Raw genomic sequence first — 15,713 nt, forward strand, 5'->3', positions numbered from 1 at the left:
TCCCACATTCAATCCCATTCCAAAGTTGGAACTCGGTCGAATGTGGGAGCGGGCTTGCTCGCGAATGCAGGCGACTCGGTATTGCTGAAGAAGCCCCTAGCCTTTGGGCTTTTTCTTCGGCTTCAAATACTTGGTCAACCCCTGGAACCAGATCACCAGCGCCGGGTTGCCCTTGATCTGGATCGACTTGTCCTGAATCCCCGTCATGAACGCCAGTTGCTTGTTCTTCGCCTGCATCGTGGCGAAGCCGTAGGCGGCGTCTTTGAAGGCGATGGCAAACGCAGGCGCGGGATGAACACCCGAGCGGCTGGTAATGCGCTGGTCTTTGACGATGAAGTGACGGGCAACCTTGCCGTCGAGGGTCTGCAACTGGAACGCCAGGTCCTTGTCACCCAACTGCTGCTGGAACGCAGGGTTGGTGCGGCTGGCTTTCCCCATCAACAGGCCAAGCATCCAGAGAAGAAAACGAAATTTCATGCACACGGCCTCAGTGTAATTATTGGGTGGCCGCAGCAGTTTAACGATTTGTGCAAATAACGCTACCGATCTCCCGTTTTAGCAGGAGATCGGCTGGCGTTTAACGCTTATAGCAACAACTTTCCTCAGACGTTAGGGCAAGGAACCGGTGCCCAATCCGCCAGGTTCGGATCACGGCAAGTACCTTCGATCTGCGCTTTACCGGCGCTGGCAACCTGCTTGCTTTCAGCTTGTTTGGTCTGGGCGGTCTGGATGGTTTTCTCGGTGGCTACGGCTTCTTTCGGCACGGTTGGCAGTACCGGCTTTTTCGCGACTTTTACCGGCTTCTTGCCTTTGGCTGGCGTCACCACCGGCGTGGTATCGGCAGTCGCAACAGTGACCACGTCAGCACGTTGTACGCCCACTTGTTGCAGATCCTGCTCGTACGCCTGGGTGTAGTTGTTCAGGTCTTCGCTGGCCTTGCCGTTCACCGCGACGATCAGGTCGTTGGACTCTTTCAGGCCCGAGACGATTTCTGCCAGGCGCTTGCGGCCTTCAACGTCGTTGACGGTCTTGGCCTTGCGGTCGGCCACCAGCTTGGTGAACGCGCTCTGGTAGCACTGCTGGGACGCCTTGGCGTACGCGGTGCTGCGGTCGATGTCCGAAGCGCGCTTGTTGACGTCGGTGGCGTAGGAGGCGATGCGCTGGTTGTCATCGGTGATCTGCTTCTGGCGCTCGGTGTAGTAACCCGCAGCACCACCGGCCAGGGCGCCGCCCGCTGCACCGATGGCAGCGTTGCGGCCGCGCTTGTCGGAGTCGCCGGTCAGGGCGCCCAGCAATGCACCACCGGCCGCACCGAGGGCGGCACCGGTGACCACCGACTTGGTCAGGTCCGAATCGGTAGCACGCAGGTGCTGCACCGGCTCGTAGCAGTTCGGGTAGTACTCGACCTTGGTGGTCGAGGCGACCTTGTTGGTCGGCGACGTTGCGCAACCGGTCAGCACCGTGCTGAAGCCTGCGGCAATCAGCAGCAGATGACGCTTGGAAACTGCCTTACGGGAAAAAATCATCGTTGTGTTCTCTTTTAAGTTTGACTTGCCCAGCACGGCCCACCGCCGCCTGAGTCCCTTCCAAGCTCGCCGTACAACCAGCGGTCAAGACCGCTGACCGCTCGCTGCGAGCAATTCCTTCAAAATCGTCGCCGGGTCGGCCCGCTGTTGCTTGCGGTAGTTGCCCACATGGCGAACGAATAACGTCGCACGCGTCACCAGGCTCTTGCCCAGTACCGGCTTGCGATCCAACTCTTCCTTGATCCGTTGAAACTGCGCCTGGATCACCGCATCGGTGTAGCGCGTACCGGTGGCCAGGTTGTCGATGTAGATCGCCACCGCGCCGTCCAGCGCACTGCGCCCATTGGTGATCGCCGTGGCGAACAGCTGCGCGCTGGCCTCGTCCTTGGCGTCGATGGCCTGCTGGCGACTCTTCTGCAAATTGATCAGGCGGATGTTGTAGTTGTTGATGGTCTCGGCCACCAGGGCCGCAGACTGAATCAGGTTGCCGGCCGCTTCTTCGCGCTGCTGGGCGATCAGCGAGACGTTGCGCTTGAGCTCTTCGTTGACCAGCCCAAGCTCGGCTTGCAGGCGCGGGTCGACGCTGGCGGCGATGATGCTGTCCAGGCGCTTGGTCGGGTCCTGGGCGTCATCGATGGCATCGGTCAGCGAGGCCAGGCGACCTTCTTTCTGCCACTGGGCAAACAGTTCCTTGTAGCGCGAACGCGGTGCCGACAAAGCGCCAATCGCTACGCGAAAGCCGGTGGTCTCGTTGCTTTGTTCGGTGCCATCGGCGGCGAACAACGGGTACTCGCGGCGCATGCCGGTGAACAGCGTGCCCTCGCCTTCCAGGTAGTTGCCGCCCTTGACCACAAACCCGCCGTAGGTGCCCTGGCGACGCCCGGCGTGCACCAGTTGGAAGGATTCCTGGACCATTTCCGCTGCGTTGCCGATCACATCGAACATGCCGATCGGGTTGGGCAGCTTGGTGCCAATGGGCATCAGCCGTGCGGCCTGGCCGGTGCCACCCGCGACCTGATTGAACACCGCGTAATCGGCAAGGGGACCATCGCTTTCGCTGCCCTCGGTTCGCCGTGGAAACAGTCGGCCTTCAAGGTCCTGACGGCTGACCGCCTGGCCACCGCGCGCGGCAAACTCCCACTCCACTTCGGTAGGCAGGCGCACAAAGCCCAGCCCGCCGTCATCTGCCGAAGCACCGCGACCACTCACCGGCAACAGCTCGCGGTGATATTTCATCAACCAGGCGCTGTACACCGCCGAGAAGCGTTCGGCTTCAAAGCGCGACAGCTTGACCTTGGGCAAGCGCGCCGCCATCCCGGTAGGCACATCACACGCTGGGGCGGGTTCGCCGCTGGCCAGGGATTGCGCCTGGGACATGACCTGCGCATATTGCCGCGCAGTGACTTCGTACTTGCCGATGAAGTACAGCATCGGCTTGAGCGGGGTCTTGGCGTCGGTCTTCGGCATCAGCGGCGCAATGACCTTGTTCCAGTCCTTGGGCAGGTCCTTAAGGGTGAACTGGCCGTTGATAAAGTCGCGGCGATAACCGGAAATGAACGACTGCTGGTAGCCCGCTTCACCTTCGCTGAACGGGTAGCCGAGGCTGATCTCGCGGTCATCCAGGGTGCCCTGGGCCAGCACGTAGGCATAGCGGAACACCATGTTGCCTTCGCAGGGCAGCGGCAGGCTGACGTCATCCGGCAACGGCTTGGGGTTGTCCAGCTTGTCGCTCGCCTCATCGGCCCAGGCCACGCAGGACAGGGTCAGCGCCATGGCGGCGCCCAGTAACTTATACATCTCTGATTCCTTCAGAAGCCTGGATACGCGCCACACGCCAACCGCCACACGCCGCCGCCACGGCGCTGACGCCGAGGACAGCTGCCAGGGCCAGGCCGTAGTGACGCGCCAGCAGGTGACTGGCGTATTCGCCCGGCACCTGCACGAATAATTGGTTCAGGCCGGACTCTGCCAAGCCATATAAAAGCCCACTCAATACAGCGGCAAACCCCGCGCTGTAGAGCGCCTGCAACACCACAAACAGCAACAACCCGGCGGTGGAAAACCCCAACAGCCGCAATACCGACAGCTCCCGACGCTTGCGTGCAACCGACGCCAGCACCCCGGCAAAGATCGCGGCAAACGCGCCCGCCAACGCCAGCCCGGCGATGATCCAGAACACGATCGACAGGTTGCGGCTCAACGACTGCACCTGGGTGATGGTCTGGGCCTGAGTCGACACCAACAGATTCTGCCCGGCGAAATACACCCGCAGCGGCTCCACATCCACCAGGCGCCGCGCATACAAACGGAACGCCGGGTATACCCGTTGCTCGCTGACGCCCACCGCATCGCCGTCCCAGCCAAACGCCGGCACCGCGCGGCCATCGCGATAATCTTCCGCCGCTTCCAGCAAGCCCAAGGGCGCAAACAATCCATCCCGGGCGAAGGCTTCCAGCGGCGCTACCTGCAGCACTTGAACCCGCAGGCGTTGCGACTCGACGCGCCCCGCCACCTGGCGCCCAAAACTCGCCTCCAGCCAATCCCCGGCCTTTGCCCCGAGCTTTTCGGCAGCGGTGTGGCTCAGCACGATCTGATCCAGGCCCTTGGGCATCAGCAGGCCGGCCAGCAATGGGTCGTTGGCGGCGGTCGGCAGCATCTCCAACGTCACCGTCCCCAACTGCGCCGTCGCCGCAATCTGCCGGGTGCGCGGCAAAGCGAACGCCACGTCGCTGCGCTGGCGGAGCTGCTCGACAAATTCACTGCTGAATCGACCACCGCCCAACGGAATAATTTCCCGAGTGGCCGGGTCGTTCTCCAAACGTTCGGTCAAACTGCTAACCAGTCCAAATTTCAGGCCGAACAACACCAGCAACGGCGCGATCACCGCCACCAGCGCCAGCACCGAACACACCGACAGCCACGCATCGTTGCGGTAATCCTGCCAGGCCAGGGAAGCCACCAGGGCGATACGCATCAGCACGCCTCCCCAAGGGTGGCGGTGACGCCGCCGTCGGCGTCGCGACGGCAACTGATGCGCCGCACCTGCAAGCCGCTGGCCCGGGCCAGGGGTTCATCATGGGTGGCGATCACGCAGCACGCGCCGTTATTCCGGGCCTGGGCCAACAGCGCCTGCATCACCCGCTCGGCGTTCAACGGGTCGAGCGCAGCGGTGGGCTCATCCGCCAGCAACAGCTGCGGACCGTGGGCCAGGGCTCTTGCGCAACTGACCCGCTGACGCTGGCCGACGGACAACGCCGCCGGCTTCTTGTCCAACTGATCAGTGATTTCCAACTGCTCGGCCAACCGCGCCACGCTGCCGTCGTCTTTCAAACCCAGGAGTTGCCGCGACAACGCAATGTTGCCGCGCACATCGAGAAAGCCCAGCAGGCCGCCGGTTTGCAGCACGTAACCCAGGTGCCGACTGCGTAGCTCCGCCAGCGCGCTTTGCTGGTTACCACGCCAAAGCCCGGCAATGTCGACGCGGTTGAAATCGAACTGCCCGACCTGATCTGGCGCCAACACCAGCGCGAGCAAATCCAGCAAGGTGCTCTTGCCACAGCCACTCGGCCCGACCACCGCCAACTGTTCACCCGCACGCAGTTGCAAGCCCGGTATCACCAGGCTGTAGCGCTGGGCACCAACGCCCCGGCTCTTGTGCACTGCGCTCAAGTTCAGCATTACGGCAGCGTCGACAGCGGCACGCGGTACAACGCATCACCCGGCTCGGCATCGCCGAAACGGACCCAGTTGGCCACATCGTTATGGAAGGTTTCGTAGAGGCGGATCTTCGAATCCAGCTCGTCGATAAAGTCTTCCTGCTCGGCCACGCTCAACGACAGCCACAAATCCTGGGTCATGTTCAGCGACTTGCTGCGGTACGGCAGGCCTTCCAGGTATTCGCCAAGGATGCCGCCGTCCGCCAGGTTGCCGCCCTTTTTCAAGGCCTGTGGATCACGGCTCATATAGGCCGAGGCGCTGGCGATTTCCTGGAAGAAATCCTTCGGTGAGGTCTGGGTTTTGCGCGCCGCGTCGACGATCAGTTTCAAGGATTGCTGCAAATCGTTGAGCTGCAATTTGGTCAACATCACGCACACCTGGAAGGCCGGCAGCGCGGTGTTGGTCAGGTCGCGGTCGGCGGTCCAGGCACTCACCAGTTGCGGCGCGTGGCTCGCGGTTTTGCGGCCGAGGAAATCCATGTGCATCGCGTAACCGACGGCGGCGGATTTGTCCGCCAGGGTCGGCGCGGCACTGAGCAGCGGCACCGGCTGCGGCGTGTTGCTGCGCACCTGATGCACCAGGTTGGCGAACACCGTGCCGATCTCGTCGACCCGCTCGCCAAACTTGCGTACATCGCCACCGGGCACCGGCGTGTACAGGTCGCCGATCTGCGGGTTGGCATCGGCGGTCAGGGTCCGGTACTGGGTTTCGGCGCCGCTGTGGGTTTTCTTCCCGGCTTCGGTGCGCAGGTGCAAGGCGTAGATCTTGATCTGCTTGCCCAGCGCCGCCTGGCGCACTTCGGCTTCGTTCATCTGGGTGGTGGCGAACGGGTCGTTCTTGCGCAACGCACCGGCGTCGGTCACCAGCAGGATCAGGCGCCCGCCGTAGCCGGACCAGTCCATGCCTTCCACCGCCTGCATGACACCGGCGAACGCGTCTTCATTGAACGAGTGGCTGGACACCGTCGACGCTTTGACCTGCCGCGCCATGTCGAGGAAGCGCTGCGGGTCGCGCCCTTGGTCGAGGGTGATCAGGGTCTTGGCCACATACTCCAGGCCGGGGGTTTTCTTGATGCTGTTGCGAAAACCCACCAGGCCAAAGCTCACGCTGTCCAGTTCGCCACGCTCGGCGATGCGGGTTTGCAGCTCGTGGACCACGTCGCGAACCTGGTCGATGTAGGGCTGCATCGACACCGTGGTGTCGACCACCAGCACCACCGCAGTGCGGAAGGCATCGGCGCTGGCGTCGGTCACCGGCGTTCGAGCGACAGCCTTGGCGATGACATCAGGTGTGCTGCCAGGGTCGATGGAGGCGACGTTGAGCAGCTGCACCGGCTGGCCGTTTTCGTCGAAGCTCTCCTTGGAGTCGAAGATCGGCAGCAAATAGAACTGGTTCTGCGGGACGGCGCTTGCGGTCGGCTCCAGGGCCAGCACCTGCTGGTTGTCCTCGGTGTTTTTCTGCACCTTGAGCAGCAGGTTTTTCGCCGCTGCGGGATCGGCTAAAAGCCTCTCCACTTCAGCGGACTGACGCAGGAACATCACCGGCGCCCGGCCCGAACGCTCGGTGAACTTGAGCACCAGGCTCTGCTTCCAGTCGCTGGCTTGCGCCGCCGGCAGCCAACCGTCGCTGCGCCCGTCGGTGGCGGCGCCAACCCGCAGCCAGGGGCTGCCGTCGACGTCCTTGCGTTGGTAGACATAGAGCACGGAAAACGCCGGCAAACCTTCGCCAGGCGCCCCGCCCGCTTCGTGGGAAAGCTTGGCGCCGGGCTTGCTCAGTACCCGCTGGAACAGGGTTTTCTTGCCGGCCATCAGCAAAGGGCGTTGACCGCCGTCAACCTGCGCCGCTACCGGTTGCGCGGCAGGCGGCGCGATGGTCTTGGCCGCCTCGGCAACCGGCGGCGCGGCGGCTGGCGCGTCATCTTTCAACCACCAGTAACTTGCGCCCGCAATCGCCAGCGCGACTGCCACGGCAACTGCCGCCAACGCCAGCACCGGCCCACGGTTTTGTCCGGACACGGCCGAGTGTTGCGTCGGCGTCACCACCGGTTGCCGCACGGGTTGTGGCTGCGGCTTTTCGGTCGGGATTTCGATGGAAACCGGCGTGAGTCCGGCCAGGTCATTGGAGACCGCAACCGGAATCGGCAGGGGCCGAATCAACGTCGCCTCTACCTGCTCCTCCTTCGGCAACTGATCCAGCGCCAGCAGCAACGCCGCCGCATCCGGGAAGCGCTCCGCCGGGTCCTTGGCCAGCAGCTTGCGCAGCACCTCCTGATAGCGCCCGTGGTGCACCGGCAATTCCGGCAGCGGTTCAGTCAGGTGTGCCAGTGCTGTGGAAAGCGCATCGGTGCCGTTGTAAGGCAACTTGCCCACGAGGATTTCATAGAGCACCACGCCCAGCGCATACAGGTCGGCGCGCCCGTCAATTTCCTGGCCCCGGGCCTGCTCCGGGCTCATGTAGCTCGGCGTGCCGACGGCAAATCCGGCCTGGGTGAACTGCGTGCGGTCATCCAGGGACTTGGCGATACCAAAGTCCGACAACACCGCCGTGCCATCCGCGCGGAACAGAATGTTCGCCGGCTTCACATCGCGATGCACCAGACCCTGAGCGTGGGCGTAGCCCAGCGCCGACGCGATCTGGCGGATATACGTCAGCCCTTGCTCCGGCGTCAGGCCCGCGGCGATGCGCTCCTTGAGCGTGCCATTGGGCAGGTATTCCATGGCCATGTAGTACAGCTCACCGACATTGCCGATGTCATGGATGGTCACGGTGTGCGGGTGGGACAGGCGCGCCAGGGTCTTGCCTTCGCGCAGGAAGCGCTCGCAGAAGCTCGGGTCGGCCGCCAGCGCCGCCGCCATGATCTTCAGCGCCACCTTGCGCTCCAGGGAACGCTGGGTCGCCAGGTACACGCTGGCCATGGCGCCAACGCCGATTTCGCCTTCGATGTCGTAGCCGGGAATGATGATGTTCATGTCGACACCTTCACAACGATGGCGGTGATGTTGTCCGGCGCGCCGCGATTGAGCCCCAGGTGCACCAGGCTGCGGACGATTTCGTCCGGCTCGGCATGGCTCAGTACTTCGCGGATCTCGTGGTCTTCGACGGTCTTGTTCAGGCCGTCGCTGCACAGCAGGTAACTGTCGCCGGGGGCGATCAACAGGTCGACCGACGACAACGCCAACTGTGCTTCCACGCCAATCGCGCGGGTGACGATATTCGCCCGTGGATGCACCCGCGCATCGGCTTCGCTGAGCAGGCCGCTGTCCTGCAAGTCCTGCACGTAGCTGTGGTCGCGGGAAATGCTTTCCAGCAGGCCGTCGCGCAGGCGATACAGGCGGCTGTCGCCGGCCCACAGGCACACGCCGCGCAAGCCTCGGGTGGCGAGCAACACCACGGTGCTGCCCATCATGGTTACGCCACGGTGGGCGGTTTCTTCGCGCACCGCGCCGTTGACTCGCAGCAGGTCGCTGCGCAACGCCGCCGTGTATTCCTCAAGAGAACGGCCCACGGGAATGCTGCGCAGGCTGTCGACAATCAGGCTGCTGACGTAATCCCCCGCCGCGTGCCCGCCCATGCCGTCGGCCACCACCCACAGGCCGTTTTCCGGCAGGTCGAGGCAAGCGTCTTCATTGACTTGGCGAACCATGCCGACGTGGCTTTTGCTGGCGGATTTGAACGTGGACCGCATCTACACAACACCTTCTTGGCCGAGCAAAAATTGCGCAAAATCGTCGGCAGCAGGCAAGCCCTGACACCGCATTAAACCGGGAGAAATCTGTTGCGAACCACGGCCCCACCACAGGCTCGCGCCTTCGCAGGCCTGTTCGGCAAGCGCAGTCATCCGCGCTTGAGGGTCTGTGGCGTTGACACGCTGCAAGCCCGCAAAGCGACTACCCAAGGTGCGAGGTTGGCAGGCTGGAGCGCCGAGGGATTCGATCCCGCCGCTGAAACCTTCGAAGCTGGCGCCGGCGTCCAGCGTGCTCAACAGCAGCTCTTCCACCTGCTCAAACCAGGCATCCGGCCCGCCGATGATGGAGGCCGGGTCGGTGTCATGATCCAACAGCGCAGCCACCGTCAGCGGGAAATAGCGCCCCACCCGGTCGATGCTCGGCATCACCACGCCCACCGCCGCGTCCGGCCCGCACACACCCGGCGCCAACACGAAGCGCCACAATGGGCTGACCAGGTAAGCATTCAGCCAGTCAGCCCCGAGGCGGGTCTGGCTGGCGAGCAATCCGGACGCCAGCCAACTGTCCCAAGGGCCGATAAAACTCTGGGGCAGCGCGCGGCTGACAAAGTCGCCGCGGCACGCCAACTTGCCGTAGAAACCCAGCGTGGTCATAGCCGCTCCGGCAGGCTGAAGCCGTTAAGCACGCGGCTCTTGAACGGGTTGAAGGCACTGTTGGCCCGCAACTCGTAGGAGATGCTCGCGCCGTCGACCCGCAGACGCAGGTTGAAGCGGTCCGGCGAATTGCCGGCGGTCAGGTCCGATTGCTCCAGCAGGCGAAACCAGGCCCACGGGCCGTCCAGCGTTACACCGGAGCGCCCGCTGGCTGACGGCGGCATGATGGAAATGCGCACCACGCCAATGCTGCCGGGATTCGGCCACTGCATCGCGACCGGGCGGCTCGGGCCGTGGTCGTAGCTCAGTTGCTGGCCGTCCAGGTCCAGCAGGAACTGGGTGATGGTCGCGTCCATCGCCACCGGTTTGAGTTCAAAGCGCACGATCGGCTGGGTGCCACCGGCACGGAAAAACGCATCCCGAATGGTCGCCGCACGCTGGAAGGTTTGCAGCACGCCCGGCGCGATGCCGAGCTTCTGCGCCGCGCCCGGCTGCCAGCGCCAGGTTTGCGTGGAGGTGTCGACGTAAGGTTGCAGGTACTTGCGGAAGTAATTGTCCATCACCCCGCCCACCCCGAAGAACTGGCCGAAGTCATCCAGGGTCGCGTCCCGCGCACTGCCGGGCGACATCGGATAACGCCCGGCCAGGGACTGGCGATACACGTTCACCACTTCGCTGACCCACGCCGCATTCAGCTGGTTGCGCACCCCGCCCATCATGCTGTTGGTGGTGGAGTTGACCACTGACTTGACCATGCCCTGCACCAGCGGCGGCTGGCGTTCGGCATTCAGGCTGACCCGCGTGGCCGCAGCCGCCGCCTGGTTTTTCGCTTCGCCGAGCAACGCATCGCCACTGGCACCGACCATGGCGCTGACCTGCACATACAGCGCGTTCATGTCCGCCAGCAGGCCATCGATGGCTGCCGGTTCGCCTTCGTTCTTGCTGACGATGCTGTTGAGTTCGGCGAAGTGCGTCGTCACCGGGTCTTCACTGGCCGCCGGTGCATCCGCGGTCGGCTGGTCCTGGCCAAGCAGGCTGCCGAGGCGTTCCTTGAGCTTGTCCACGCCACCTTCCACCGGCGCGCCCTTGGCGGCCAGCAAGCGTTCTTCCGCCTGCAGATCGGTCTCCTTGGAGACTGCCACCAGCAGCTTCTTCAGCGGCGAGGTCGGCCCGGAAATCACCCGCAAAACGTCGGCCGCCTGGGCCACGCTGGTGATCGGCACAAAGTCGATATCCGCCAGCAACGCATCCCACTGGCGTTGATAGTCCTGGAAGTACAGGCGGCGCACATCGGCGGCGAGGCTGACGACGTTTTGTTGATCGGCCTGCTCGCGGCCCAGCACCCATTGCTCTTCAGCGAGGGTGCCAGTCTGGTTCAGGCTGGCCAGCAGGAAGCCCTGGCGATAACCCTTGGCGGTGAAGAAGCCGCTCAACGGCTCACCCAACGGCTTGCCACTTTTGCGACTGAACACCAGCGCGGCATCGCGGCCCGCCGCTTCGTTGATGCGAAAGTCCGGCACGCCTTCCGGCAGTTTCTGGCGCTTGATGCGGTCGTAGACGCGCTGGGCCACCGGCAGTTGCTGCAGTTGCCGACGCAGGTCGTCGATCAAGCGCGGGTCGAGACGGGCGCTGGGCGGATGCCGCTCGAACAGGGCCTGCAAGTGCCCGATCAATGCCTGGCGTTGGTCCGCCGGCAGGTCGCGCGGCAAGTTGCGGTCCCAGTCGAGGGCGATCCAGGCCTTGATGAAGTCCGGGTCGTAATGCTCGCTGTCGGCGAGCATCAGGTAGGCCTTCAAACCTTCGTAGAGGAAGTCGGAATTGCCGCCGCCGTGCAGTTGCTCTTCGATGCGCGTCACCAAACGGGGCGCGAACACGGCGATCAACAGCTTGCGGTAGACGCTGGCGGATTCGGCTTCGAGCATGTCGCCCTGATACAGGCCCAAGCCTTCGGACCAGCTCGGCGAGTCGCCCGCGAGGTTCTTCACGGCGTTAAGCAGGGGCAGCACCGCGAGTACTTCGCGCTGTGCCGGGCTGAGGTTCTGCACGGTCTGGCCCAACGGCGCGACCTTCTGGTCAACCTGGGCGATGTAGGCCTGGTTGGCGCGATAACTCACCCACCACAACGTGCTGACGACCAGTACCAGCGCCACGGTTGCGGCCAGCACACCCCGGGCAATCCACTTGCGACGGCGCTCGACCTTCGGGTTGACGCCCACCAGGCCACGCTCGGCAAACGCCACGGCGGTGAACAGTTTTTCGATGAAGTAACTGCGCCCGGTGCCGGTCTGGCGCGCCAGGTGCTGGCGGTCCAGGTTCATGCTCTGGGCCATGGCGCCGATCAAGCGGTCAATCGGGCTGCCTTCCTGGGTGCCGCTGGTGAAGTACACACCGCGCAGCAAGACGCGCTCTTCAAAGGCGTTGGGTTTGAACACGCCTTCGAGGAAGCCTTGCAGGCAATCCTTCAACGCGCCGAACTGCTGCGGGAAACCGTAGATCAGGTCGCGCCGCGCCGGGTCGCGTTCCTGTTGCAGGCGCTCCACCAGGCGCTCGTTGAGGCGCTGTTCCAGGCCGGCGAACTCGCCTTGCAGATGGGCCAGCGGGCTGTCGCTGTTCTTGCCGTCGTCCAGGGCGAAGGTCATGCCCCACACCTGGGCGCGCTCTTCCTTGCTCAGGTTGTCGAAGAACTCCATGAAGCCCGGCACCAGGTCGAGCTTGGTGAGCATCAGGTAGATCGGGAAGCGCACGCCCAGTTGGGTGTACAGCTCCTGGATGCGCAGGCGGATCGCGGCGGCATGGGCGGCACGCTCGGCGTCGCTGCCCAGCAGCAGGTCCGAGAGGCTGATGGCGATAAACGCACCATCAATCGGGCGCCGGGAACGCTGCTTTTTCAGTAGGTCGAGAAAGCCCAGCCAGGCGGCTTTATCCACCGTGGAGTTGCTGTCCTGGGTGGTGTAGCGGCCAGCGGTGTCGAGCAATACGGCCTGGTCGGTAAACCACCAATCGCAATTGCGCGTACCGCCCACGCCCCGTACCGCACCGGCACCCAACTGCGCCGCCAAGGGAAAGTGCAGCCCGGAATTGACCAGCGCGGTGGTCTTGCCCGAGCCCGGCGGGCCGATGATCACGTACCACGGCAGCTCATACAGGTTGCGGCGCTCGTCACCGCCCAGCTTGGCCTTTTTCAACAGGGCCAGGGCTTCGTCCATGCGCTGGCGCAGGGTCGCCAGCTCTTCGGCGGTGGCGACGCTGGCAGGGTCTGGCGGGGTTTCCGCCGCGAGGCTGCGCATCACTTCGGCGGCCTGGCGCCGGGCCTGGATAATCCGGAATACGCGGTAGGCAATCCACACCGCGAACACCAGGATGATCAGCGCCCAGCGGCGCCCTTCCGGCACCAGCACATCGAGCAACGGGCCCACAAACCAGATGATCAGGCTCAAGGCGATCAGGCCCAGCAGCGGGATCACCCAGCGAATCACAAAACTGAAAAACGCCTTCACTCGACGCCCTCCGCCAATACGGTGATTTCTACCCGGCGATTGCGCGCACGGCCTTCGGCTGTGGCGTTGGTCGCCACCGGCTCGGTGTCGCTGCGGCCTTCGGCGCTGAAGCGTTCCGGCTGGCCGGTCTTGGCCGCGAGAATCTCCAGCACCGACTTGGCCCGCGCCTCGGACAGCGCCCAGTTGGACGGAAAGCGCAGGGTCGCAATCGGACGGTTATCGCTGTGGCCGGTGACCCGCACCTGGCCCTTGACCTTGCGGATGGCGTCGGCAATACGCAGCATCAGCGGCTGGAAGTCATCGACGATGCTGGAGCTGGCCGAGGCGAACAGTTCATCACCACGGATGGTCACCACGGAGCGGTCGACGGCATCTTCCACGGCTACGCGACCGGCCTTGATGTCTTCCACCAGGAAGCCTGCCAGACGCGGTCGCTCAATGATTTTCGGCTGGGCCACCGGACGGTCGATGGCCTGCACCGGGATCTCCCCCAGGGCATGAATATTCTTGAACACCGGCTCGGCATCCGACGCCAGTTTCATCCGCAACCCGAACAGCAATGCCAACAGCAGTGCCAGGCCGATGGCCACGGCGATCCATGGCGGCATGAACTGCGCCAGGCGATCACGGGCCACGGTCACGCCGCGCCAATGGGGTGACAGCTCGCGCTCATGCTCGCCACGGGCACTGCGAATCGCCGCAGCGGTACGCTCGCGCAAGGCTTCCAGCTGGCTGCGGCCATCGTTCATCACGCGGTAGCGACCTTCGAAACCCAGGCACAGGCACAGGTACAACAGCTCCAGCAGGTACAGGCGTTCCCGCGGGCTTTGCAGGCAGTGATCCAACAGCTGGAAGACCTTTTCGCCGCCCCAGGCCTCGTTGTGCACGGTGATCAGCAGGCTCTGCTTGCCCCAGTCACTGGCGCTGCCCCACGGCGTACTCAGCACGGCTTCATCGAGGGCGGTGCACAGCGCGTAACGCGCCAGCAGCACATCGTTGCGGGCCACGCCGGCCGCCTCGGCACGTTCTTCGAACTGGCGCAGGTAAGCCAGCAACTGCGCACGCAGGCTCGCTGGCGCAGGGTGCGAGATCGTGTTGCGCAGGCGCGTCAGCAGCGACAACAACGGGCCGGCAGCGCTTTCCAGCGGGTTCAGGCCCTGGGCCTTGCCGGTCAGGATCGGCGCAGCGGGCATCGACAGCGGCGCCGGCTCTGCGCGAACAGGCTCCGACGCGCGGCCACCGGGACGCGGCATGAACTGGGTGCGGTCATCGTCATTCGGATGCATCGCGGATTACCCTCGGATGGCCCAGAAAGCCAGGTTCAACCCCGGGAACTGGCCGGCGATGTGGAACGCAAAGCCACCGGAATTACCCAGTTGCTGCCAGTGCTCGCTGCCCCGGTCCAGCTCGTAGTAGGTGGAGCCTGCGTGGTACGGAATCTGCCGTGGCGCCACCGGCAGCGGCAGCAGGCCGATGCCCGGCAGTTGCAGGTTGACCAGGTCGCGGATGTGTTCCACCGAGCCGACTTTGCTTTGCTGGCCGAAGCGCGCGCGCAGGGTTTCGCCCGGCACATCGGCGCGCACCACCAGGATGAAACTGGCACTGTCGATCAGGGTTTTGTCGGCCAGCATCGCCACGTGCACGCCGTAGGCTTTCTCGACAATCGGGATCGGCGTGGCCTTGCTGTCGATCAGCATCGACAGCGCCTCGCGCAGGGCCAGCATCACCGGGGTGAAGCTCAAGGCCAGGTCGTCATGCTGGTATTGCGGGTATTCGTGGGGGCGGCGGCCCGTGGTGGAGAAGGTCGAGAACTCGCCGGCCAGGCTCACCAGCTCACTGAAGAAACGCTCCGGGTGCAGCGGGCTCAACTGACTCAGGTGCTGGATCAGCGGCTGGGCGCGGTTGACCAGTTGCAGCAGCATGAAGTCGGCAATCTCCGAAGCACCACCGGCGCCCGAAGCCACCACGCGCCCGGCCAACGCTTCGCCGCGCTGGTGCAGCAGGCCCAGCAGTTCGCTGCGAAACGCGGTCAGCGGTTTGCTGGCCGTCACGTCGAGGACCGGCGGGATGTAGCTCTCGTCCAGCACCAGGGCGCGGTCGGCGCGTTTTTCCTTGATGCGCACCAGGCCGATAGCCGCGTAATCGCTGATGCCATCCTGGGCGGTCAACAGGCGCAAGGCGCGGGAGCCGACCGCCACCGGCGCACGGTTTTCGAAGGGCGCGTTGTCGTCGCGCACTTCACGCACCTGGCTGACATAGCGCGCGGCTTCCAGGGCCTCGCCTTCGTCGACGGTGTCGCGGGCGCCGGCACGCTTGAGGGGCAACGCCAGGTACACCAGGCCATCGCGCAAGTTGTCGTCGATATTCAGCGGGCTCGGCGCCAGGTCGTCCTGGGGGATATTGAACGGTGTGCCATCCGGTAACAGGCCGCGTGCCGAGACGATCGCCAGCTTGCCCTGGGCCAGCAGGCCCTGGTCGATCAACAGTTCGGAAAAGCCCCAGGCCCCCGCCGACAACGGGCGGCTGCGCGCATCGATCAGGTTTTCCAGGTAACGGTCATGCTGCTGGAAGTGCTGCGTTCCGATGAACATGCCTTCCGACCAGACCACGCGATTGTTCCAGGACATGGGGGCT

Annotated in this window: 11 protein-coding genes; all 11 read right to left on the bottom strand. The window is 64.3% G+C overall.

Going from position 1 to position 15,713, the window contains the following annotated elements:
- Positions 1 to 96 precede the first annotated feature (96 nt).
- A complete protein-coding gene (locus HX821_RS04650; protein ID WP_008439448.1) occupies positions 97 to 477 on the bottom strand; it encodes a hypothetical protein in 381 nt (126 codons plus the stop codon).
- A 125-nt stretch (positions 478 to 602) separates the two neighbouring features.
- Entirely contained in the window at positions 603 to 1,526 is a 924-nt protein-coding gene (gene tagQ, locus HX821_RS04655) for a type VI secretion system-associated lipoprotein TagQ (RefSeq protein WP_003213311.1), read from the bottom strand.
- Positions 1,527 to 1,610: 84 nt separating this feature from the next.
- Positions 1,611 to 3,323, bottom strand: a complete 1,713-nt coding sequence (locus HX821_RS04660; RefSeq protein ID WP_003213313.1) for an SUMF1/EgtB/PvdO family nonheme iron enzyme — start codon at positions 3,321 to 3,323, stop codon at positions 1,611 to 1,613.
- Positions 3,316 to 4,500 carry an ABC transporter permease gene (locus HX821_RS04665; protein ID WP_177035344.1) on the bottom strand — a complete coding sequence of 395 codons (1,185 nt, stop codon included), beginning with the start codon at positions 4,498 to 4,500 and terminating at the stop codon, positions 3,316 to 3,318. The genes HX821_RS04660 and HX821_RS04665 overlap by 8 nt, the downstream gene beginning before the upstream one ends.
- On the bottom strand, positions 4,500 to 5,204 hold the full coding sequence (locus HX821_RS04670) for an ABC transporter ATP-binding protein (RefSeq protein ID WP_177035345.1): 705 nt from the start codon (positions 5,202 to 5,204) through the stop codon (positions 4,500 to 4,502). The genes HX821_RS04665 and HX821_RS04670 overlap by 1 nt, the downstream gene beginning before the upstream one ends.
- The gene (locus HX821_RS04675) at positions 5,204 to 8,212 is read right to left on the bottom strand and encodes a serine/threonine-protein kinase (RefSeq protein ID WP_177035346.1); all 3,009 of its coding nucleotides are present in this window, start codon (positions 8,210 to 8,212) and stop codon (positions 5,204 to 5,206) included. Before HX821_RS04675 ends, HX821_RS04670 begins: the two co-directional genes overlap by 1 nt.
- Complete coding sequence (locus tag HX821_RS04680) at positions 8,209 to 8,928, bottom strand: PP2C family serine/threonine-protein phosphatase (protein ID WP_003213320.1); 720 nt, start codon at positions 8,926 to 8,928, stop codon at positions 8,209 to 8,211. Before HX821_RS04680 ends, HX821_RS04675 begins: the two co-directional genes overlap by 4 nt.
- A complete protein-coding gene (gene tagF / locus HX821_RS04685; RefSeq protein WP_003213323.1) occupies positions 8,929 to 9,582 on the bottom strand; it encodes a type VI secretion system-associated protein TagF in 654 nt (217 codons plus the stop codon).
- Entirely contained in the window at positions 9,579 to 13,079 is a 3,501-nt protein-coding gene (gene tssM, locus HX821_RS04690; RefSeq protein ID WP_177035347.1) for a type VI secretion system membrane subunit TssM, read from the bottom strand. The genes tagF and tssM overlap by 4 nt, the downstream gene beginning before the upstream one ends.
- Complete coding sequence (locus tag HX821_RS04695) at positions 13,076 to 14,365, bottom strand: DotU family type VI secretion system protein (RefSeq protein WP_177035348.1); 1,290 nt, start codon at positions 14,363 to 14,365, stop codon at positions 13,076 to 13,078. Before HX821_RS04695 ends, tssM begins: the two co-directional genes overlap by 4 nt.
- A 6-nt stretch (positions 14,366 to 14,371) precedes the next feature.
- Positions 14,372 to 15,706: a type VI secretion system baseplate subunit TssK gene (tssK, locus tag HX821_RS04700; protein ID WP_177035349.1), complete on the bottom strand. Its 1,335-nt coding sequence runs from the start codon at positions 15,704 to 15,706 to the stop codon at positions 14,372 to 14,374.
- Between the last annotated feature and the right edge of the window lie 7 nt (positions 15,707 to 15,713).

The sequence above is a fragment of the Pseudomonas sp. B6001 genome, from assembly GCF_013386015.1.
GTDB lineage: Bacteria > Pseudomonadota > Gammaproteobacteria > Pseudomonadales > Pseudomonadaceae > Aquipseudomonas.

What these genes read in the sequence shown, in the direction of transcription:
- HX821_RS04675 (WP_177035346.1), bottom strand. Translation starts at nt 8,212, where the DNA reads ATGAACATCATCATTCCCGGCTACGACATCGAAGGCGAAATCGGCGTT.
- tagF (WP_003213323.1), bottom strand. Translation starts at nt 9,582, where the DNA reads ATGACCACGCTGGGTTTCTACGGCAAGTTGGCGTGCCGCGGCGACTTT.
- HX821_RS04670 (WP_177035345.1), bottom strand. Translation starts at nt 5,204, where the DNA reads ATGCTGAACTTGAGCGCAGTGCACAAGAGCCGGGGCGTTGGTGCCCAG.
- tagQ (WP_003213311.1), bottom strand. Translation starts at nt 1,526, where the DNA reads ATGATTTTTTCCCGTAAGGCAGTTTCCAAGCGTCATCTGCTGCTGATT.
- HX821_RS04695 (WP_177035348.1), bottom strand. Translation starts at nt 14,365, where the DNA reads ATGCATCCGAATGACGATGACCGCACCCAGTTCATGCCGCGTCCCGGT.
- HX821_RS04660 (WP_003213313.1), bottom strand. Translation starts at nt 3,323, where the DNA reads ATGTATAAGTTACTGGGCGCCGCCATGGCGCTGACCCTGTCCTGCGTG.
- HX821_RS04680 (WP_003213320.1), bottom strand. Translation starts at nt 8,928, where the DNA reads ATGCGGTCCACGTTCAAATCCGCCAGCAAAAGCCACGTCGGCATGGTT.
- HX821_RS04650 (WP_008439448.1), bottom strand. Translation starts at nt 477, where the DNA reads ATGAAATTTCGTTTTCTTCTCTGGATGCTTGGCCTGTTGATGGGGAAA.
- tssK (WP_177035349.1), bottom strand. Translation starts at nt 15,706, where the DNA reads ATGTCCTGGAACAATCGCGTGGTCTGGTCGGAAGGCATGTTCATCGGA.
- HX821_RS04665 (WP_177035344.1), bottom strand. Translation starts at nt 4,500, where the DNA reads ATGCGTATCGCCCTGGTGGCTTCCCTGGCCTGGCAGGATTACCGCAAC.